Source organism: Pseudonocardia sp. EV170527-09 (assembly GCF_008369905.1).
Lineage (GTDB): Bacteria > Actinomycetota > Actinomycetes > Mycobacteriales > Pseudonocardiaceae > Pseudonocardia.
Map to the genome: position 1 here is coordinate 1 of NZ_VRMC01000001.1, position 19,740 is coordinate 19,740.

General features: G+C 72.9%; 19 protein-coding genes. 8 read left to right on the forward strand and 11 right to left on the reverse strand.

Features of this window, described 5'->3' with window-relative positions; translation table 11 throughout:
* The 5 genes from FVA95_RS00005 to uvrB form a co-directional block, all read right to left on the reverse strand.
* A partial coding sequence (locus FVA95_RS00005; RefSeq protein ID WP_193564260.1) for a sigma factor-like helix-turn-helix DNA-binding protein occupies positions 1-217 on the reverse strand: 217 nt, incomplete at its 3' end.
* 41 nt (positions 218-258) lie between these two features.
* Positions 259-606: an SDR family NAD(P)-dependent oxidoreductase gene (locus tag FVA95_RS00010; protein ID WP_240051155.1), complete on the reverse strand. Its 348-nt coding sequence runs from the start codon at positions 604-606 to the stop codon at positions 259-261.
* Between the two features lie 134 nt (positions 607-740).
* Entirely contained in the window at positions 741-2,027 is a 1,287-nt protein-coding gene (locus tag FVA95_RS00015) for a GAF domain-containing protein (protein ID WP_149662343.1), read from the reverse strand.
* A gap of 86 nt (positions 2,028-2,113) precedes the next feature.
* Positions 2,114-3,403, reverse strand: coding sequence for a glycosyltransferase 87 family protein (locus tag FVA95_RS00020; protein ID WP_149662344.1), 1,290 nt, complete (start codon positions 3,401-3,403; stop codon positions 2,114-2,116).
* Between the two features lie 139 nt (positions 3,404-3,542).
* A complete protein-coding gene (uvrB, locus tag FVA95_RS00025) occupies positions 3,543-5,783 on the reverse strand; it encodes an excinuclease ABC subunit UvrB (RefSeq protein ID WP_205015721.1) in 2,241 nt (746 codons plus the stop codon).
* A gap of 80 nt (positions 5,784-5,863) precedes the next feature.
* Between uvrB and FVA95_RS00030 the strand changes: the two genes are divergently transcribed.
* Positions 5,864-6,388, forward strand: coding sequence for a DUF402 domain-containing protein (locus tag FVA95_RS00030; RefSeq protein ID WP_149662345.1), 525 nt, complete (start codon positions 5,864-5,866; stop codon positions 6,386-6,388).
* 39 nt (positions 6,389-6,427) lie between these two features.
* Here FVA95_RS00030 and FVA95_RS00035 read toward each other — a convergent pair whose 3' ends face one another.
* The 5 genes from FVA95_RS00035 to rpsA all read right to left on the reverse strand — a co-directional run bounded on the left by FVA95_RS00035 (position 6,428) and on the right by rpsA (position 11,936).
* Positions 6,428-7,216, reverse strand: a complete 789-nt coding sequence (locus tag FVA95_RS00035) for a hypothetical protein (protein WP_149662346.1) — start codon at positions 7,214-7,216, stop codon at positions 6,428-6,430.
* Positions 7,213-8,010, reverse strand: a complete 798-nt coding sequence (locus FVA95_RS00040) for an RNA polymerase sigma factor (protein WP_240051173.1) — start codon at positions 8,008-8,010, stop codon at positions 7,213-7,215. Before FVA95_RS00040 ends, FVA95_RS00035 begins: the two co-directional genes overlap by 4 nt.
* Positions 8,011-8,232: 222 nt before the next feature.
* Entirely contained in the window at positions 8,233-9,354 is a 1,122-nt protein-coding gene (gene coaE, locus FVA95_RS00045) for a dephospho-CoA kinase (protein WP_149662348.1), read from the reverse strand.
* A gap of 42 nt (positions 9,355-9,396) precedes the next feature.
* Entirely contained in the window at positions 9,397-10,200 is an 804-nt protein-coding gene (locus FVA95_RS00050) for a hypothetical protein (protein WP_149662349.1), read from the reverse strand.
* Positions 10,201-10,439: 239 nt separating this feature from the next.
* Complete coding sequence (gene rpsA, locus FVA95_RS00055) at positions 10,440-11,936, reverse strand: 30S ribosomal protein S1 (protein ID WP_149662350.1); 1,497 nt, start codon at positions 11,934-11,936, stop codon at positions 10,440-10,442.
* Between the two features lie 314 nt (positions 11,937-12,250).
* On the opposite strand from rpsA, the gene FVA95_RS00060 reads away from it, so the two are divergent.
* Complete coding sequence (locus FVA95_RS00060) at positions 12,251-13,099, forward strand: class I SAM-dependent methyltransferase (protein WP_075311654.1); 849 nt, start codon at positions 12,251-12,253, stop codon at positions 13,097-13,099.
* A 40-nt stretch (positions 13,100-13,139) separates the two neighbouring features.
* On the opposite strand, the gene FVA95_RS00065 is transcribed toward FVA95_RS00060, so the two are convergent.
* Entirely contained in the window at positions 13,140-13,733 is a 594-nt protein-coding gene (locus FVA95_RS00065) for a carbonic anhydrase (protein WP_149662351.1), read from the reverse strand.
* A gap of 186 nt (positions 13,734-13,919) precedes the next feature.
* Here FVA95_RS00065 and FVA95_RS00070 point away from each other — a divergent pair, with 186 nt between their 5' ends.
* The 6 genes from FVA95_RS00070 to FVA95_RS00095 all read left to right on the forward strand — a co-directional run bounded on the left by FVA95_RS00070 (position 13,920) and on the right by FVA95_RS00095 (position 19,739).
* A complete protein-coding gene (locus FVA95_RS00070) occupies positions 13,920-14,369 on the forward strand; it encodes a PaaI family thioesterase (RefSeq protein ID WP_240051156.1) in 450 nt (149 codons plus the stop codon).
* A gap of 192 nt (positions 14,370-14,561) precedes the next feature.
* The gene (locus FVA95_RS00075; RefSeq protein ID WP_240051157.1) at positions 14,562-15,833 is read left to right on the forward strand and encodes a branched-chain amino acid ABC transporter substrate-binding protein; all 1,272 of its coding nucleotides are present in this window, start codon (positions 14,562-14,564) and stop codon (positions 15,831-15,833) included.
* A gap of 133 nt (positions 15,834-15,966) precedes the next feature.
* A complete protein-coding gene (locus tag FVA95_RS00080; protein WP_149662352.1) occupies positions 15,967-16,977 on the forward strand; it encodes a branched-chain amino acid ABC transporter permease in 1,011 nt (336 codons plus the stop codon).
* Positions 16,974-18,128, forward strand: coding sequence for a branched-chain amino acid ABC transporter permease (locus FVA95_RS00085; RefSeq protein ID WP_149662353.1), 1,155 nt, complete (start codon positions 16,974-16,976; stop codon positions 18,126-18,128). Before FVA95_RS00080 ends, FVA95_RS00085 begins: the two co-directional genes overlap by 4 nt.
* A complete protein-coding gene (locus tag FVA95_RS00090) occupies positions 18,125-19,039 on the forward strand; it encodes an ABC transporter ATP-binding protein (protein WP_240051158.1) in 915 nt (304 codons plus the stop codon). Before FVA95_RS00085 ends, FVA95_RS00090 begins: the two co-directional genes overlap by 4 nt.
* Complete coding sequence (locus FVA95_RS00095) at positions 19,026-19,739, forward strand: ABC transporter ATP-binding protein (protein ID WP_149662354.1); 714 nt, start codon at positions 19,026-19,028, stop codon at positions 19,737-19,739. Before FVA95_RS00090 ends, FVA95_RS00095 begins: the two co-directional genes overlap by 14 nt.
* Position 19,740 lies beyond the last annotated feature (1 nt).

A 19,740-nucleotide genomic window follows, 5' to 3' on the forward strand; every position in this document is an offset into this window, starting at 1 on the left:
TCCGCGGGAACTGCGCCAACAGAGCCCGCACCTGCGGCTCGACCGCATCAGCCAGCGAACCCCGCGGGCCCCGTTCCCGCCGCGGTGGGCCCGGCGCCCGCAGCGCCGAACGCACCGTGTTCCGCGCGACTCCCAGCCGGCGGGAGATCTCCTTGATCGGGACACCCTCCGCCCGATGCAGACGACGGATCTCGGACCAGTCCTCCACCGACAACACCCCCTCAGCGTCGCCCAGAAGGGGTCAATCCCAATCCGACGTCAGGGGGTCAGTCTCAGGCCGTCGTCGACAAAGATCGTGCGCAGGTCCTCCGGGGTCACCTCCAGCAGCGGCTTGACCTGTGCGATGCCGGCGTTCGCGACCATCACGTCCAGCCCGCCGAGTTCCTCGGCGACCTGGCCGACCATCGCGGTGACCGCGTCCGGGTCGGTGACGTCGGCCGGGTAGGCCACCGCGGTCCCGTCCGCCGCGCGGATCTCCTCGGCGACGGCGGTGGCGCCGTGGGCGTCCCGGTCGTTGACGGCGACGGCGTGCCCGTCGCGTGACAGGCGCAGGGCGATGCCCCGACCGATCCCGCGTCCGGCTCCGGTGACCACGGCGACACCCACGTCGGCCTCCCAGTTCGCTCGCGCGGGCCGCCGGGGGCGGCCTCCCCGCCACGGCGGGACGTTCCCGCGCGCCCCAGTCCAGCCGGTGACGCGGGTCCCGGACAGCGTTGCAGGCGGGTTGCAGGCCCCGGGTGTCAGTCGCGGCGCAGGGCGGCGACGCCGGGCGCGCTCGACTCGCGCACCACCCGGCTGTCCGCCAGCCCCACCAGGTCCAGCTCGACCTCGGGAGCGATCCGGTAGGGGCGGGCCAGCAGGATGCCGCCCAGGTTCCGGCGCAGCCGGGACATCTCCGCGCGGACGGTGACCAGGTGCGCCCGGTCGCCGTAGAGCCCCTGGGACAGGGTGGCCGCGTCCAGCCCGCCCGCTCCGGCCCGGGCGAGCAGCACCAGGACCTCGGCGTGCCGGGTCGACAGCGGGTGCACCCAGCGGGTCGTGCCCTCGATCACGGCCTGCGGCGGACGGCCGTCCAGGTCCAGGCGCAGCCGCATCCGTCTGCCCCCGCCGGACGCCGGGCGCAGCAGCCAGCCGCCGGGCACCGGCTCGGGCAGGCACGGACCGAGCCCGTGCACGGCGATCAGACGCTCGGGCACCGGCGCGGCGACCCGTTCCACGCCGGGCAGCCCGGACGCGGCGGCCACCCAGCCGTGGTCGTCGACGACCAGGCCGGGCCCGGTGTCACCGGCGAGCATCGGGGCGCCGATGGTGCGCAGCGCGTCGAGGCGTGCCTCGTGGCGCTGCCACAGCCCGGCCTCGGCGAGCCGCACCGCGGTGTCGACGAGCGCCACGGTCGTCGGGTGGACGGTCTCGGCGGGCCCGGACAGGTCGACGACACCGAGCAGCTCCCCGCTGCGCGGGTCGTGCACGGGGGCCGCGGTGCAGGTCCAGCCGTGGTGGCTGCGCACGAAGTGCTCGGCGGAGAAGATCTGCACCGGCCCGCCCTCGGCGAGCGCGGTCCCGATCGCGTTGGTGCCGACCGACCGCTCGGACCACTCGGCGCCCTCGGTGAATCCGAGCGCGTCGGCACGGCGGCGGACCGCGGTCGAGCCCTCCCGCCACAGCAGGACACCGTCGGCGTCGCAGACGACCATCACGTGCCGGGCGTCCTCGGCGACCGAGGTCAGCGCGGCACGCAGCGCGGGCAGCACCGGGGCCAGCGGCGAGGGCGCCCGCCGCTGCTCGACGACGGCGGCGTCCAGCGGGCCGGGCGGCTCACCGGCGTCGGGGTCCACGCCCTGGGCCCGGACCCGGTCCCAGGACCGGGTGACCAGCCGGCGGCCGCGGGCCGTGTCGCCGGGGCGGGCGTCGCCGGACAGCACCGCGTCGTGCAGCCGGGACAGCATCCGGGCGTGCCGACCGAGGTCGGTCCCCGGGCGGACGGCACACACGCCTGCCCGGTTCCGGTCGTCGTCGACTGGCTCCACCGGCACCTCCGGCCCTCACAGTAGGCGGGCGCCCGTGACCCGCGCCATAGTCGCGGGCCGTCGTGCCCCGGGGGCCCACCGGAGGGTCAGGAGCCGACGCGCGGCCGTTCCGGACGCGGCGCCCGCGGACCGCCGGGACGCCCCGGCCCCCGGGTGACGTACCAGCAGCCGAGCCCGAGGGTCAGCGCGGCGGGGATGACGTAGCTGGCCCCCAGGACCTGCTCCCAGAGGCTCCACTTCATCTCGACGCCCCACACGTTGGGCATCCAGCGGAACGGCGCGACGTAGAAGATCGCGGCGATGACCACGCCGACCACGGCCCACCCCGCACTGCGATAGCGCAGGGCGTGCGCACCGATCCCGATCAGGGCCGGCACGACCCACACCCAGTGGTGCGACCAGGCGGTCGGGGTCGCCATCAGCACGACGGCGGCCGTCGCCGACATCGCGATCACCGGCTCGGTGCGCCGGATGATCGGCACGGCCAACGCCAGCAGGACCGCGACGATGCCCAGCCACAGGATGTGGAACCAGGGCTCGGGGACCTCCTGGCGGGCGAGCACGGCCTGCACGGTCTCGTTGGAGAAGAACGTCGAGCCGCTCACCCCGGCGGCCGGCCCGCCGACGAACCAGTACCGCACCGAGGAGTCGAGGTCGACGACGAACCCGAGCCCGGTGGCGAGGATGCCGGTGACGACGGCGACCCCCGCGGCCTTCCAGTCCCGCCGGACCAGGAAGTACAGGACGAACCCGCCCGGGGTCAGCTTGATGGCCGCGGCCAGGCCGAGCAGCAGCCCGCGCGGCCACCAGGTCCGCGGGGCGAGGAGGTCGACCAGCACCAGCAGCATCAGCACGAGGTTGATCTGCCCGAAGGCGAAGGTCTGCGCGACCGGCTCCATCAGCAGGACCGCGGCCAGCACCGGCACGCCCAGCAGGAACGGCGCCCGCCACCCGCCCGCGGGCCAGGCGACACGGATCGTGAGCGCGATGCAGATCGCCAACGACAGCACCGAGGCGACGAACTGCGCGGTGAACGCCACGGCATAGGGCACGACGGTCAGCGGCACCATCGTGATGGCCGCGAACGGCGGGTAGATGAACGGCAGCTCGGGCCCGTGCAGGGGTAGCGGGAGCCGGCCGTACATGTCGCTCCCGTCCAGCCAGGCCTGCACGCCGATCCGGTACACGTCGAGGTCGAGCGCGTAGTTCCGCAGCCGGTACCAGGACCAGTACAGCGCGGCCACCAGCAGCGGGACGGTGACCACCAGCGTCCACCGGGTCAGCGCCGCCGCGCGCAGCCTGCCGACCAGCGCGGCGCCGCCCCTGCCGGGGGCTGCGGGCACGTCCGGATCGGGCGTGGTGCGGATGACGGTCACGCGGGGCTCCTCCGAGAACGACCGGGCCGCCCGGGCCGGACGGGGATGCGGCCGCGTGACGGGCGGACCCGGCGGCCGGACGGGAGATGACGGTGGTCCACGGTAGCGGGGAGGCCCGGCCGCCCCGCCGCGGACCCGCCTACGACACCCCGGCCGCGTCCATCCCCCGCAGCTCCTTCTTCAGGTCGGCGATCTCGTCGCGCAGCCGGGCCGCCAGCTCGAACTGGAGGTCCCGTGCGGCGGTGAGCATCTGGTCGTTCATCTGCTGGATGAGGTCGGCCAGCTCGGCGCGCGGCATGCCCGCCGTGTCCTTCGCCGCCACCCCGGAGCTGCCGGCCGCGGCCGGAGCGCGACCCTTCTCCCCCGCCGCGCGCTTGCCGCGCGAGGCGTTGCGGCCCGACCCGCCCACCGGGACGGTCTCGGTGTCCTCGGCCTCCCGGTAGACCTGGTCGAGGATGTCGGCGATCTTCTTGCGCAGGGGCTGCGGGTCGATCCCGTGCTCGGTGTTGTAGGCGATCTGCTTGGCGCGGCGCCGGTCGGTCTCGTCGATCGCGTACCGCATCGAGTCGGTGATCTTGTCGGCGTACATGTGCACCTGACCGGAGACGTTGCGCGCCGCGCGGCCGATGGTCTGGATCAGCGAGGTGCCGGAACGGAGGAAGCCCTCCTTGTCCGCGTCGAGGATCGCCACCAGCGACACCTCGGGCAGGTCGAGACCCTCGCGGAGCAGGTTGATGCCGACCAGCACGTCGTACTCGCCCGACCGCAGCTGCCGCAGCAGCTCCACCCGGCGCAGGGTGTCGACCTCGGAGTGCAGGTACCGGACCTTGATCCCGAGCTCGAGCAGGTAGTCGGTGAGGTCCTCGGCCATCTTCTTGGTCAGGGTGGTGACCAGGACCCGTTCGTCCTTGGCGGTCCGGTCCCGGATCTCGGCGACCAGGTCGTCGATCTGTCCCTTGGTCGGCTTCACGACGACCTCGGGGTCGACCAGGCCGGTGGGGCGGATGACCTGCTCGACGAACTCGCCGCCGGTGCGGTTGAGCTCGTAGGGGCCCGGGGTCGCGGACAGGTAGACGGTCTGGCCGATCCGGTCGGCGAACTCCTCCCAGGTCAGCGGCCGGTTGTCGACCGCGGAGGGGAGGCGGAAGCCGTACTCGACGAGGTTGCGCTTGCGGGACATGTCGCCCTCGTACATGCCGCCGATCTGCGGCACCGTCACGTGCGACTCGTCGATGACCAGCAGGAAGTCGTCCGGGAAGTAGTCGATCAGGGTGGCCGGCGCGGTGCCGGGACCGCGACCGTCGATGTGCCGGGAGTAGTTCTCGATGCCCGAGCAGAACCCGACCTGGCGGATCATCTCGATGTCGTACTGGGTCCGCATCCGCAGCCGCTGGGCCTCCAGCAGCTTGCCCTGGTTCTCCAGCTGCGCGAGACGCTCCTCCAGCTCCGCCTCGATGGCGCGCACGGCGCGCTCCATCGCCTCCGGGCCCGCGACGTAGTGCGTCGCCGGGAAGACCTTGATCTCGTCGACCTGCTCGACCTCCTCCCCCGTCAGCGGGTTGAGGTAGTACAGCGCCTCGATCTCGTCGCCGAAGAACTCGATCCGCAGCGCCAGCTCCTGGTAGGCGGGGATGATCTCGACGGTGTCGCCCCGGACCCGGAACGTGCCGCGGGTGAAGGACATGTCGTTGCGGGTGTACTGCACGTCGACCAGCAGCCGCAGCAGCCGGTCCCGCTCGACCTCCTCGCCGACCCGCAGCGAGACCGACCGGTCGAGGTAGGACTGCGGGGTGCCGAGGCCGTAGATGCACGACACCGAGGCGACCACGACGACGTCGCGCCGGGACAGCAGGTTCATCGTCGCCGAGTGCCGCAGCCGCTCGACGTCGTCGTTGATCGAGCTGTCCTTCTCGATGTAGGTGTCGGTCTGCGCGATGTAGGCCTCGGGCTGGTAGTAGTCGTAGTACGAGACGAAGTACTCGACCGCGTTGTTCGGGAGCATCTCCCGCAGCTCGTTCGCCAGCTGGGCCGCCAGGGTCTTGTTCGGCGCCATCACCAGCGTGGGCCGCTGCTGCTGCTCGATCAGCCAGGCGGTGGTGGCCGACTTGCCGGTACCGGTGGCGCCCAGCAGCACGACGTCCTGCTCGCCGGCACGCAGCCGCCGGTCCAGCTCGGCGATCGCGGCCGGCTGGTCACCTGCCGGGACGTGCTCGCTGACCACGCGGAACGGGGCCGTGCTGCGCTCGACCGCGCCCACGGGGCGGTGCTCGGAGTGCGCGCGCGGGGTGTCCGCCGGGGTGGTGCCCGCGTCCGGGTGCGCAGCGTCCTCCCGGGCACGGGAGTCCGCCGCGCTGCCCGGGACCTCGGTCGCGAATGCCATGACACCAGGGTACGAGCGACCCCCGACACTTTCCCGTCGCACGCCCCGCCGGGGCCGCCGGAGGGGCAGGATGGTCGACCGTGCACCCGCCCAAGACACAGACCTTCGACCCCGAGCGGGGCGTCCAGGTCGACACCAAGGGGACCCACCGCGAGATCGCCACGCTGCGCGAGGAGGACTGGGGGCTGTACCTGTCCCGGCCCGTCGTCGCCCGGCCGAACGCCTGGTGGATCGAGACCTGGGTGCTGCCCGAGCTGGGCGTGTGTCTGTCGGACTGGCGGTGGCGGCCCGGGCACGAGCGTGACCAGGACGTGTACGTCGACGTCGCCGCGATCTCCCGCGAGGGCAGGCGGCTGCACATGACGGACCTCTACCTTGACCTCGTCGTGCGCCGCGGCCGCGGGACCGACGTCATCGACGTCGACGAGTTCGTCGCCGCCGTGGCGCAGGGGCTGGTCGGGACCGACCTGGCCGAGTACGCCCTGGAACGGTCGCACGCGGTGCTCGACGGGCTGGTCCGCCACGACCACGACCACGTGGCCTGGCTGGCGTCGCTCGGGATCGACCTGGGGCCGCGGGACCGGCCGGAGGACGCTCCGGACTGACCGGCCGCGAGGGCCGGCCGGGGTGTGTCCCGGGGTGTGTCAGAGCGCGGAGGACTGCGCCGGGGCGAGGCCGACGGCGCTGGTCGAGGTCTCCGGCGTCGTCGTCCCGGTGGTCGTGGTCGGGTCGGACGACGCGGTGGTGGTGGGCGCGGCCGAGTTGGACGTCGTCGGGGCCGGGTTGGTCGTCGTCGGCTCCGGGGTGCCCTCGTCGGTCGGCTCCGGCGTCGAGGTCGGCGGCGTCGTGGTGACCGGCGGGGGCGCGGTCGTCACCGGCGGCTTCGTCGTGGCCGGCGGAGGCGTCGTCGGCTCGGGCGAACCCTCGTCGGTCGGCTCCGGCGGGGTGGTGGGCTGCGGTGGGGTCGGCTGGCCACCGGTGAACGGCGGCGGGACCACGGGCGCACCGGGGGTTCCGGGCGCGGGCGCCGAACCGGGCCCGGGGACGACGGGCGAGCCGCCACCACCGGGCAGCGCGCCACCCTGGGTCGCCGCGACGGTCGGGTCGAACGCCGGCGGGAGGCCGTCCCCGCCGGCGGCCGCGCCACCCGGGGCACCGGTCTCGACGGGGTCCGGGGTCGGGCCGGTCGCCTGCGGCGCGGCGATGGCGAAGGGCGGGCCGACGAAGCTGCCGTCGGGCGCGGCCGCGGTCGCGACGGCGGTGATCCCGCCCAGCGACCCGACTGTGAGCACCGCCGCGGCCGCGGCCGAGGTGGCCCGGCGCGCACCGGCGGCGCGGGAGATCACGTCGTCGACGGCCGGCAGCGGCACGGCCGCCGCCAGGACGTCGTCGAGCCGATGGAACTCCCGGTCGATGTCGGCGAACCCGTTCATGCCCGTCCCCCCTCGGTGGCGGGTGGGTATCCGCCACGCAGGTCGTACTGCGGCGTCCGGTGACCCGGCGGCGGTCCCCCGACCGCGCCACCCGCCGGTCCGATGATCTCCTCCAGCACCTCGGCCATGCCCTCGGTCACGACCTCGCGACCGCGGACGAGCCGGCGCCGCACCTCGTGCACGGTGACCCGCTCGAGCTCGGCGACCGCGCCGGTCGACAGGCCCGCCATGTGGTGCAGCACCACGGCCCTGCGGTCGACGGGTGCGAGCCGCCCGAGCGCCTCCAGGAGCGCCCCGGTGCGCGGGTCGGTCTCCTCCGGGGCCGGCCTGCGACGGCGACGCAGGATCCGCGGCCGCATCGACGTGCGGATCGCGACCCGCCGGACCCAGCCGACGGCGGCGTCCTCGTGGTCCGGGCCCGCGGGTTCGGCACGCAGCGCGGCCCAGCGGCGCCAGGCACGCGAGTAGGCGTCCTGCACCGCGTCGTGTGCGTCGTACGGGTTGAGCGTGATCGCGTAGAGCTGCGCGACCAGGCGCGGGTAGTGGGTCTCCAGGTGCGCGCCGAAGTCCGCGCGGAGCTCACCGTGCGGGAGCGTGCGGTGCTGCTGGACGACGGCGCCGCTGATCGGCGGGGCCTCGTAGTCGGCGCCGTACTCGGCGCCGGTCCATGCGTCGCGGTCGGGCGCGCCCGGCTCGCCGGGTTCCGGCACACCGCCGTACTGGTCCGTGTGGGGGAACGCGGGCGCGCGCTCGGGCTCGGCGAACTCGCCGTCCGCCCCGAAACGCTGGGCCACTGTGCTCAACCCCGTGTCCTCTCGTCGCCGTCACCGGATCCTGCGACCCGGTGCCGATCACCGCGGTGACCTGTCCGATCGACGGGTACCCGCAGGTACCGCTGCCGATCCGGGCAGAAGCACCCTCTGCCCCGCCTGATCGACCAACGAGCGTGCGGCGTTACAGAAACGGCCCGGCGCGATCCGATCGTCACGTTCCGCGTGATCTGCATCCCGATCCGGTCACTCGTCCGGATCAGAGCGCCACTCCGCCGTGCACGCACGGTAGTGACGTGGGTCCGCGTCGTCGGCGTGCCGCTCCGCCGCGGCGCGCTTGTGCGCGGCGTAGTCGGTACGGGCGGTCGCGTCGGCGCGCAGCCGCTCCCGCAGCTCGACCGCGTGTCGCCAGGCGGGCGAACCGTGCACCCGCACGGCCAGCACCGCGGCCCGTCCCGGGTCGGCCGAGCGGTGCACCCGCACCGTGCCCGCGTCGCCGCCCGGGGCGGCGGCGTCGACCGGGAACCCGGCCGTGACCAGGGCATCGGTGATCAGATCGGCGGCGGCCGGCGACTCGACCGCGAGCTGCAGGTCGAGGACGTCGCGGGCCGGGAGCCCCGGGACGGCCGTCGACCCGATGTGCTCCACCCCGCGACCGCCCGCGGCGACCGCGACCCGCTCGGCGAGCCGGCGGGCCTGGGCCGCCCAGTCCGGGTCGTGCTCGACGAGCAGGGGCGGCCCGTCCACGGCCGGACGACCGGTCCGCAGGTTCTCCTCAAACCCGGTGAGCCGCCCGTCCCACAGCGCGTCCACCCGGCGGCGGGTGTCCTCCGGGTCGCCCGAGTTGTCCAGCCATACGTCGGCGACGGCGCGACGCTGCTCGTCGGTGGCCTGGGCGGCGATCCGGGCCCGGGCGTCCTGCTCGGCCATCCCGCGCGCGGACACCAACCGCCGGACCCGCTCCTCGGCGTCCACCCCCACCACGACGACCAGTGGGAAGGCCGGGGCCATCCCGCCCTCGACGAGCAGCGGGATGTCCTGCACGACGATCGCGTCCGGCGCGGCGGCGGCGACGATCTCGTCCGACCGGGCCCGCACGAGCGGGTGCACGATGCCGTCGAGGGTGCGCCGGGCCCCGGCGTCGGCGAAGACGACGGCGGCGAGAGCGGGCCGGTCGAGGCGGCCGTCGGCGTCGAGGACGTCCCGCCCGAACGCCTCGACGATGGCCGCCAGGCCCTCGGTGCCCGGTTCGACGACCTCGCGGGCGATGACGTCGGAGTCGACCAGCACCGCCCCGCGTTCGACCAGCCGCGTCGCGACCGTCGACTTGCCCGCACCGATTCCGCCGGTCAGCCCTGTCCGCAACACGTGATCACCGTAGCGGGCCGCACCGGGCACCCCTGTTGGCGCTCAGGTGGTGCCGCGCGCGCTGCCCGCGGCACCGTCGCCGGCCTGCGGGGCGGGCGCCGCAGGCGGCGTGGTGGGGGTCGGCCGCGCGGACGGCGGCTGGGTCGGTGTCAACGCCGGGATGATGCGCTGGGCCAGGTCGGGCAGGGTCTCGGCCGCGGACCGGGTCTGCCCCGGCGCCGCTACCGGCAGGATGAACGTCAGCGTGTCGACGCCGTAGACCAGCGCGAGGGTGGTCTCGTCCGGCCGCTCGACGAGGACGCCGGGGACCGAGCCGACGGTGATGTCGCGCGACGCGGTGGCCGAGCCCCGCTCGGCGTTGGTGTTGAGCTGCCACTGCCGCGCCGCGGACGCGGCGTCGGTGTAGCGGCCGATGTTGAGCTGGAACAGCACCGGGCCCGAGTTGCGCGCCCCGCCGAAGGCCTGGGTCTGGCCGCCCGCCCGGTAGGTGCAGGCGGTGCGCTCGGTGCGGTTGACCGCCGCCTCGGGGACGCCGCGGACCGACTGGACCGACACCGACCCCAGGACCTGGCCGAACAGCGCGCCGGCCTGCTCCGGGTCCATGAGCTGCGCACAGTCGGTGGGCAGCGCGATCGGGACCGGCCCCCGCCCGGCCTGGGCGGCGCCGGACTGCTCGGCCGGGAACGTGGGGACCGCGATCCCGGTGTCCCCGGACGCCGTGCCGCACCCGGCGAGCACCGCGGTCAGCAGGATCCCCGCGAGCGCGGACCGTCCGCGACGCCGGGACGGGCGGGTGTGGGACAGGAGCTCGCCGGAACGCGTCCGGCGGACGGTACGGCCGACCATGCATCCAATCTAGGCCGACCCGAAGATCGACTCAGGGCGGGTGCGCGCGCCGTGACCAACCGCAGCCGAACCGTGATCTCCACCGCGCGTGTCCACCCTGACACGCCGAGCGAGATGAACCGGTGTCCACCGCGCGCCGAAGGGCCGCCGTGAAACGGGCCGGGCCCCGGTGACCGTGACGGTCACCGGGGCCCGGTGTGGTGCTGGCGCCGGTCCGGGGTGGGACCGGCAGGGGGCTGTCAGGCCCCGCCGGAGAGCTTCTCGCGCAGTGCGGCGAGCTGCTCGTCGCTGGCGAGCGAGCCACCCGACTCGGCCTGGCCACCGCCACTGCTGCCGGCGGCGGGACGGTCGTCGTCGCCGCCGGAGGAGTAGTTCGCCGGCGCGATGTCGTTGCCGCCCTCCGCCTCGGCCTCGGCGGCCTTGCGGATCTGCGCCATGTGCTGCTCGTAGCGGGCCTGCGCCTCGGCGTACTGCTTCTCCCAGGCCGCGCGGGCCTCGTCGAAGCCTTCCTTCCAGTCGCCGGAGTCGACGTCGAAGCCCTCGGGGTAGATGTAGTTCCCCTGGTCGTCGTACTCGGCGGCCATGCCGTAGCGGGTCGGGTCGAACTCGGTGTCGGCCGTCATGCCCTCGTTGGCCTGCTTCAGCGACAGCGAGATGCGACGGCGGTCGAGGTCGATGTCGATGACCTTGACCATCGCGTCGTCGCCGACCTGGACGACCTGCTCGGGGATCTCGACGTGGCGCTCGGCCAGCTCGGAGATGTGGACCAGGCCCTCGATGCCCTCCTCGACGCGGACGAACGCGCCGAACGGGACGAGCTTGGTGACCTTGCCCGGCACGATCTGGCCGATCGCGTGGGTCCGGGCGTACAGCCGCCACGGGTCCTCCTGGGTCGCCTTCAGCGACAGGGAGACGCGCTCGCGGTCCAGGTCGACGTCGAGAACCTCGACGGTGACCTCCTGGCCGACCTCGACGACCTCGCTCGGGTGGTCGATGTGCTTCCAGGACAGCTCGGAGACGTGCACCAGACCGTCGACCCCGCCCAGGTCGACGAACGCACCGAAGTTGACCACCGAGGAGACGACGCCCTTGCGGACCTGACCGCGCTGCAGCTGGTTGAGGAACTCGCTGCGGACCTCGGACTGGGTCTGCTCGAGCCAGGCGCGGCGGGACAGGACCACGTTGTTGCGGTTCTTGTCCAGCTCGATGATCTTGGCCTCGATCTTGCGGCCGACGTACGGCTGCAGGTCGCGCACGCGGCGCATCTCGACCAGCGAGGCCGGGAGGAAGCCGCGGAGCCCGATGTCCAGGATCAGGCCGCCCTTGACGACCTCGATGACGGTGCCCTCGACCGGCTCGTCGGCCTCCTTGAGCGCCTCGATCGTGCCCCAGGCGCGCTCGTACTGCGCGCGCTTCTTGGACAGGATCAGCCGGCCCTCCTTGTCCTCCTTCTGGAGGACGAGGGCCTCGACGAACTCGCCGACCTCGACGACCTCGGCGGGATCGACGTCGTGCTTGATCGACAGCTCGCGCGAGGGGATGACGCCCTCGGTCTTGTAGCCGATGTCGAGCAGGACCTCGTCGCGGTCGACCTTGACGATGGTGCCCTCGACGATGTCGCCATCGTTGAAGTACTTGATCGTCTGGTCGATGGCGGCGAGGAAGTCCTCCTCCGACCCGATGTCGTTGATAGCGACCTGCGGCGTGGTCGGGGCGGCGGTGGTGTCGGTGGACATGTAGTGAGGTGCTCCGATGGATTTCTCTGGCATGGTCGGCCCGGTCGGCTCTGCTGCAGCAGTGCGCCCCGGTTCTGGTACGTGTAGCTGTGACTGTGGTGGTCTCCTACTGCAACAGTCACCCTCTGGCGTCGATTCCCGTGGCCGGGAACATCGGTGCACGGACGTCCGCGAGACCGGCGCTGGAGTGGCGCCGCGCGGTCGGCCGACACGTTGACCACGGTGCGGAAAGGATGCTACGCGGCCCGTGAACCCCCCGGCAATGCGGGTCCGCCATCTGCGGGGCCGCCCGCGCTTGCGACGATCGGGTGGTCATGAGCAGCCGCGACGAGTACTTCTCCGCCGAGGACGCCGTGGGCACCACGGGCGTCGCCCGGCGCCGCGTCGGCAGCGCCGAGTCCGAGGCGGCCGGGCGCCGCTGGTGGGACGCCGACGCCGACGACTACCTGGCCGAGCACGGTTCCGACATCGGCGACGAGGCGTTCGTCTGGTGCCCGGAGAACCTGCACGAGGACGAGGCCGGCCTGCTGGGCCCGCCCGCCGACCTCGTCGGGAAGCGGGTGCTGGAGGTCGGTGCCGGCTCGGCCCCGTGCAGCCGGTGGCTCGCCCGCCGCGGAGCGCACCCGGTGGCGCTCGACGTCTCCGGCGGGATGCTGCGGCACGCGGCCCGGCTCAACGCCGCGCTCGGACTGCCCGTGCCGCTCGTGCAGGCCGGCGCCGAGCACCTGCCGTTCGCCGACGCCACGTTCGACCACGCGTGCTCGGCGTTCGGGGCGATCCCCTTCGTCGCGGACCCGGGTCGGGTCATGCGGGAGGTCGCCCGGGTGCTGCGACCCGGCGGGCGCTGGGTGTTCGCGGTGAACCACCCGATGCGCTGGGTCTTCCCCGACGACCCCGGCGAGCAGGGGCTCACCGTCGTCCAGTCCTACTTCGACCGGACCCCGTACCTGGAGGTCGACGGCGACGGCCGGGCAACCTACGTCGAGCACCACCGCACCCTCGGCGACCGGGTGCGCGACGTCGTCGCCGCCGGGCTGGTGCTCGACGACCTGGTCGAGCCGGAGTGGCCGGAGGGCCACGAGCGGGTGTGGGGCCAGTGGTCGCCGCTGCGCGGCGCGCTGTTCCCCGGCACCGCGATCCTCGTGACCCACCGTCCGGGCTGAGCCGGCCGAGTCTGCGGAGTCGGCTGAGTCGGCTGAGTGGTCAGACCTCCAGGACCGCGCCGGTCTCCAGGTCGTAGCGGGCGCCGACGATCGTGAGGTGGTTGTTGCAGACCGCCCCCGACAGCGACGGGTCGGCCGTCAGCTGGGCGACCACCCGGCGCACGTTGGCGTCGACCGCGCCGGCCACGGCGGCCTCACCGGAGCCCTCGCACACCGGGACGATGTCGCCGACCAGGGCGCCCAGCGTCGACGGTGCCGGCGCGGGCTGCCCGGAGGCGACCGACACGGCCGCCTTCACCGCACCGCACTGGGAGTGGCCGAGCACCACCAGCAGCGGGATGCCCAGCGCCCCGGCGCCGAACGCCAGCGTGCCGAGCACGGCGTCGTCGACGACCTGACCCGCGGTCCGGACGACGAACAGGTCCCCCAGGCCCAGGTCGAACACCAGCTCGGCGGGCACCCGCGAGTCCGAGCAGGACAGGATCATCGCGGCCGGGGTCTGCCCCGCCACCGCGGCGGCGCGCTCCTCGGCGGACCGACGCGGGTCCTCGCGCTCGTCGCGCTGCCAACGGCCGTTGCCCTCCAGCATCATCTGCCACGCCTGGGCCGCGGTCGGCCTGCTGTCGTTCGCCATAGGGTCTCCCTCGGTCGGCGTCTCACCGACCAAGATCGGTGAACGGGTCCGCACGGACAAGCATGCACGCCGCCGCACGCCTCCCGTGTGACGAGGCCCGCACGGCCGGGCGGCACCGTCCGTCCACCCCGGGACACTCGCGGCGGCCCCGTCGTCCACGGCCACGGGCCGACGTAAGGTCGACGGGTGCCGATCACCCCCGACCAGCTGCCGGAGCTGAGCTCCGAGTACGCCCTGGAACAGCTCAACGACCGGATGGGCATCGAGATCCTCGTGGCCGGCCTCGACGAGGTCGTCGGCCGCATGCCGGTCGCGGGCAACCGTCAGCCCTACGGGCTGCTGCACGGCGGTGCCAGCGGCGTGCTCGCCGAGACCCTCGGGTCCACCCTGTCCGCGATGCACGCGCTGCCCGAACGGTTCCCGGTCGGGCTGGAGCTGGCCTGCACCCACCACCGTTCGGCCACGTCGGGCTGGGTCACCGGCACCGCGCGGCCGGTCCACATCGGGCGGTCCACATCGACCAGCGAGATCGTCCTCGTCGACGACGAGGGCCGCCGCGTCTGCACCGCGAAGCTGACCTGCCTGCACCGCGACACGCGCCCACCCGCCGGGAGCGCGACACCCCGCACGTCGTAACGAAGTCCTCCGGCGAATCGAATCACTTCTTCCTGGCCAGTTTTCCCGCGTGTCACGCTTCGGTTAAGAGCACTGCGCAACCGCTTTCCTGGCACTCAAATCGAGGGCTAGTTTCCGACCGACCTCGTCCGACGGGCGCAGGCGTACGGAGACCGGCTCTTTCGGGGGGAGCGGTCGAGCAGGAGGGCCGACGTGTTCGGATCACGACTCAAGAGCGCCGGTAGGCGGGGGCGCACCGTCGTCGTCGCAGGCGGTGTCGCACTCGCACTCACGCTGTCGGGCTGCGCCGCCGGTCAAGGTGGCGGCGGCCAGGGCGGCGGTGGCGAGCAGCAGGGCAACCACCCGGACATCCCCGCCGTCGCGACGCTGCCTGTTCCGGCGAACGCCGCGAACCCGGCGGGCGACGGCAGGGCACAGTGCGCGCCGACCACCACGCTCGCGTACGCCGGTGCGCTGACCGGCAGCAACGCACAGCTGGGCGTCAACATCGTCAACGGCGTGCAGCTGGCCATCGACCAGCACAACAAGGCGAACCCGGGCTGCCAGGTGCAGCTCAAGCGGTTCGACACCGAGGGCACCCCGGACAAGGCGCCGGGCATCGTCACCCAGGTCGCGAGCGAGCAGCCGATCATCGGCGTCATCGGCCTGCCGTTCTCCGGTGAGTCCAAGGCGACCGGCGGCATCTTCGAGCAGGCCGGCCTGGTCCACCTGACCCCGTCGGCGACCAACCCGGCGCTGACCAAGAACGGCTGGACCACGTTCTTCCGGGCACTGGCCAACGACAACGTGCAGGGGCCGGCCGCGGCCAAGTTCATGGCCGGCAAGCTGGGCGCGAAGAAGGTCTGCGTCATCCAGGACGACTCCGACTACGGCGTCGGCCTGGCCGCGGCGACCAACCAGGCACTGCAGACCACGGGCATCGACGCGAGCTGCCAGGACAAGGTCACCACCGGCCAGAAGGACTTCTCGGCCGTCGTCTCGAAGGTCGTCTCGGCCCAACCCCAGGCGGTGTTCTACTCCGGCTACTACGCCGAGGGCGCCCCGCTGGACCAGCAGCTGTCCAACCGCGGCTTCACGGGCGTGTTCCTCGGCCCGGACGGCGTCAAGGACGACCAGTTCGTCCAGCTCGCGGGCGACGCCTCCAACAACGCGTTCTTCACCTGCCCCTGCACCCCGGGTGAGCTGATCCCGGAGTTCGCCGACGCCTACAAGACCGTCAGCAACGGTGCCGCCCCCGGCACCTACTCGCTGGAGGGCTACGACTCGGCGACCATCCTCCTCAAGGCGATCGACTCCGGTGCGACCGACCGTGCCGCGGTGAAGAACTTCGTCAAGGGCTACGACGGCGCCGGCCTGTCCAAGCAGTTCAAGTGGGACTCCACCGGCGAGCTCGCCACCACGGCCGTCTACGGCTACAAGGTCGAGAACGGCAAGATCGTCTACGTGGGAGAGATCGGCAACTGAGCCGGCCCGACCGGCCGCGGGCCCCGGCCGGACGCGCAGATCCCGCAGTTCCGACCGTGCCCGCCCGCCCCGCCGCCGTCGCCACCGCGCCGGCCGGGGCGGGCGGGCACGCCCACGCACGTGAGGAACCCCCGTGCTCCTGACCTCCATCGGACCGGTGCTCGCCCAGGGCCCGGACTGGATCCGCTTCGACGTCGGCGCCCTCGCCGACCAGTTCTGGGCCAACACCGTCGACGGCCTGGCCTACGGCGCGATCTACGCGCTCATCGCCATGGGGTACACGATGGTCTACGGCGTCCTGCAACTGATCAATTTCGCCCACTCGGAAGTGTTCATCGTCGGGGCCTACGCCCTGTTCTTCACCCTCGCCGCGCTCGGCTTCGGCCCGTCCTCCCCCGATCTCTCACCGATCGCCCTGGTCGCCGACCTGATACTCGCGATGCTGGTCGCGATGGTCGCCGCCGGGATCGTGGCGGTCCTGCTCGAACGCATCGCCTACCGGCCGCTGCGACGTCGGAACGCCCCCCGGCTCGCGTTCCTCATCACCGCCATCGGAGCGTCCTTCGCGCTGCAGTACCTGATCTTCGCCTGGCGCGGGCCCAACCCGGAGCCCGCACTGATCATGTTCCGGCCCGAGGTCGTCTTCACGATCTTCGGGGCCCCGGTCGACAGCCAGCAGATCGTCATCTTCGTCGCCGCGATCGCCCTGATGGTCGTCGTGGACCAGTTCGTGAACCGGTCCCGGCTCGGACGCGGCCTGCGGGCCGTCGCCCAGGACCCGGACACCGCGACGCTGATGGGGGTCAACCGCGAGCGCGTCATCGTCCTGACCTTCCTCATCGGCGGCATCCTGGCCGGCGCGGCGGCGCTGTTCTACGTCATGAAGGTCCCCGCGGGCGTCCAGTACAACGGCGGCTTCATCCTCGGCATCAAGGCCTTCGCCGCAGCGGTGCTCGGCGGGATCGGCAACATCCGCGGCGCACTGCTCGGCGGGCTGCTGCTCGGGGTGATCGGCAACTACGGCCAGACCCTGCTCGGCAACGCGCAGTGGACCGACGTCGTCGCGTTCGTCGTGCTGGTCGGGATCCTCATGATCCGGCCGACCGGCATTCTCGGCGAGTCGCTGGGGAGGGCCCGGGTATGACGAGTCCGCCCACTCCTCCGGCCGCCCCGACGCGCGCGTCCGGCCTGCGCGGCCTGCGCGACCGCTGGAACGACCTGCCCCGCTGGCAGCAGTGGCTGTGGCTGCTCCCGGTCGTCGCCCTGATCTACGCGCTGCCGGTGCTCAACCCGCCGCTGATCACCACCGAGCCGGGCACCAACTTCCCGATCGCCCTGTTCGACGCGGCCCGCTTCGCGCTGCTGGCGATCGGGCTGAACGTCGTGGTCGGCCAGGCGGGTCTGCTCGACCTGGGCTATGTCGGCTTCTTCGCCGTCGGCGCCTACGTCGCCGCACTGTTCACCAGCCCCGACTCGGTCGTCTGGCACATCCCGTACCTGTGGACGCTGCCGCTGGCCATGATCGTCACGATGCTCGCGGGCCTGTTGCTCGGCGGGCCGACGCTCCGGCTGCGCGGGGACTACCTCGCGATCGTCACCCTCGGGTTCGGCGAGATCATCCGACTGTTGGCGACGATCGTGGGCCCGCTCAAGGGCCAGGTCGGCTTCCAGGGCGTCGGGCGCCCGCCGGGCACCGACTCCGCGGGCCAGCCGCTGTTCTCCAACTCCAACGGCACCAGCTGGTACTGGCTGGTCGTCACGATCACCATCGTGATCCTGGTGCTGGTCGGGAACCTGGAGCGCAGCCGGGTCGGCCGCGCATGGATCGCGATCCGCGAGGACGAGGACGCCGCGCAGATCATGGGCGTCCCGACCGTGCAGTTCAAGCTGTGGGCCTTCGTCATCGGCGCGGCCATCGGCGGCCTGTCCGGGGCCCTGTTCGCGGGCCAGGTCGGGTTCGTGAACAACCAGAAGTTCGACGTCCCGACCTCGGTGCTGTTCCTCGCCGCGGTGGTGCTCGGCGGGTCCGGCAACAAGGTCGGTGCCGTGGTCGGCGCGTTCATCGTGTCCTACATCCCGAACCGGTTCGTCGAGCTGGCGGGCTACAAGTACCTGATCTTCGGAGTTGCACTCATCGTGCTCATGGCGTTCCGGCCGCAGGGCCTGCTCGGTGCCCGTCAGCGGCTGCTCACCTACGGCCGCGAGGCCTACCGGCGCCTCCTCGGGCGGCCCGACCAGGTGGCCGCCGACGACCCCATGACCGCAGGCACCGCGAACTCGGGGCCGGTCCGGTGAGCGCCCCGGACCAGGAACCGGCCGAGGGCGGAATCGTCGCCGAGGTCGCCCGGATGACGCCGCAGGAACGGGCGGAGCACGAGGCGGCGGTCGCCGAGGTCGTCGCCCCGGACCGGGACATCGCCGTCGAGGTCGGGGACACGCTGCTGTCGATGGAGGACGTGGGGATGCGCTTCGGCGGCCTCGTCGCCCTCGACGGCGTTTCCTTCGACATCCGCCGCGGGGAGATCCTCGGGCTGATCGGCCCGAACGGCGCGGGGAAGACCACCTGCTTCAACGCGCTCACCGGGGTCTACCGGCCCACCTCGGGCCGGGTGCTGCTGGAGGGCGCCCCGCTCGGGCGCCGGCAGCGGTTCCAGATCACCCGGCTCGGCATCGCCCGCACCTTCCAGAACATCCGCCTGTTCGGCGAGATGACGGCGTTGGAGAACGTCGTCGTCGGCACCGACGCCCGGCACCGGACGAGCGTGCTGGGCGCCCTCGTCCGTTCCCCGCGCCACCTGCGCGAGGAGCGGGAGGCGATCGAGAAGGCGATGGCGCTGCTGGAGTTCGTCGGCATCGCCGACCGCGCCGCGGAGAAGGCCCGCAACCTGCCCTACGGCTACCAGCGGCGCCTGGAGATCGCCCGCGCGCTCGCCACCGAGCCGAAGCTGCTCTGCCTGGACGAGCCGGCCGCCGGCTTCAACCCGGCGGAGAAGGACGACCTGATGGGGCTCATCCGCACCATCCGCGACGACGGTTACACCGTCCTGCTCATCGAGCACGACATGCGGCTGGTCATGGGCGTGACCGACCGCATCGTGGTACTCGAGTTCGGCCGCAAGATCGCGGAGGGGCTGCCTGCCGAGATCCGGGAGAACCCGGCCGTGATCGCCGCCTATCTGGGGGTTCCCGACGATGGCTCTGCTTGAGATGACCGGGGTGGGTGCGCACTACGGGCGCATCCAGGCCCTGCACGAGATCTCGCTGACCGTGAACGAGGGCGAGGTGGTGACCCTGATCGGCGCGAACGGCGCCGGGAAGACCACCACCATGCGCGTCGTGTCCGGGCTGCGCCCGCTGTCGTCCGGCTCGATCACCTTCGACGGCGACGACATCAGCGCCCTGCGCGCCGACCTGCGGGTCGTCCGCGGGATCAGCCAGGCACCGGAGGGGCGCGGGATCTTCCCGGGTATGACGGTCATGGAGAACCTGGACATGGGGGCCTACACACGCCGGGACCGCAAGGAGCTGCCCGCGGAGTTCGACCGGGTCTTCGAGCTCTTCCCGCGGCTCGCCGAGCGCCGCTCCCAGGTCGGCGGAACCCTGTCCGGTGGTGAACAACAGATGCTCGCGATCGGCCGGGCGCTGATGGCCAAGCCGCGGCTGCTGCTGCTCGACGAGCCCTCGATGGGGCTGGCGCCGCAGTTCATCGCGCAGATCTTCCGGATCATCTCCGAGATCAACCAGCAGGGCGTGACCGTGCTGCTGGTCGAGCAGAACGCCCAGCAGGCGCTGTCGCGCGCCCACCGGGCCTACGTGCTGGAGTCCGGGCGGATCGTCCGGTCGGGCACCGGGGCCGACCTGCTGGCCGACCCCGCGATCAAGGACGCGTACCTCGGCGTCGCCTGAG

What these genes read in the sequence shown, in the direction of transcription:
- rpsA (WP_149662350.1), bottom strand. Translation starts at nt 11,936, where the DNA reads ATGTCCACCGACACCACCGCCGCCCCGACCACGCCGCAGGTCGCTATC.
- FVA95_RS00060 (WP_075311654.1), top strand. Translation starts at nt 12,251, where the DNA reads ATGAGCAGCCGCGACGAGTACTTCTCCGCCGAGGACGCCGTGGGCACC.
- FVA95_RS00050 (WP_149662349.1), bottom strand. Translation starts at nt 10,200, where the DNA reads ATGGTCGGCCGTACCGTCCGCCGGACGCGTTCCGGCGAGCTCCTGTCC.
- FVA95_RS00065 (WP_149662351.1), bottom strand. Translation starts at nt 13,733, where the DNA reads ATGGCGAACGACAGCAGGCCGACCGCGGCCCAGGCGTGGCAGATGATG.
- uvrB (WP_205015721.1), bottom strand. Translation starts at nt 5,783, where the DNA reads ATGGCATTCGCGACCGAGGTCCCGGGCAGCGCGGCGGACTCCCGTGCC.
- FVA95_RS00095 (WP_149662354.1), top strand. Translation starts at nt 19,026, where the DNA reads ATGGCTCTGCTTGAGATGACCGGGGTGGGTGCGCACTACGGGCGCATC.
- FVA95_RS00035 (WP_149662346.1), bottom strand. Translation starts at nt 7,216, where the DNA reads ATGAACGGGTTCGCCGACATCGACCGGGAGTTCCATCGGCTCGACGAC.
- FVA95_RS00085 (WP_149662353.1), top strand. Translation starts at nt 16,974, where the DNA reads ATGACGAGTCCGCCCACTCCTCCGGCCGCCCCGACGCGCGCGTCCGGC.